This is a genomic window from Alkalibacterium sp. s-m-28, assembly GCF_054658175.1.
Window position 1 is genome coordinate 1 of sequence record NZ_BAAGIQ010000342.1, and the last position, 307, is coordinate 307.

Genomic DNA, 307 nt, shown 5'->3' on the forward strand with positions numbered 1-307 from the left:
TACTGAAAGATAACATGTTCAAATCTGGATTGTTTTCGTATCTTGTGTTTAGCATATTCAACATTTGATTCCAGACAAATCTTGAATGCCCAAACGTCTGATTGATTAAAACTTGTTGGTCTTTGTTCGGGTAAATTTTCCCTTCAATTCCTTTATACATGTTTATTCACCACCTTTCTGTTTACATCATACCCTATGTGTAGTAAAACGTAAACAGAATACGCTTGATTAGAAGGGATTTGTTGGAAAAATGTTAGTGAAAACAAGAACCAGTGTGTATGATTTTAATTTCCATTTAGTCTGGGTA

Annotated in this window: 1 protein-coding gene; it reads right to left on the minus strand. The window is 32.9% G+C overall.

Annotated features, from left to right (window positions below; genetic code table 11):
* Positions 1-160 (minus strand): helix-turn-helix domain-containing protein (locus tag ACYQ4S_RS12570; protein WP_459771518.1); only part of this gene is annotated, 160 nt, incomplete at its 3' end.
* Between the last annotated feature and the right edge of the window lie 147 nt (positions 161-307).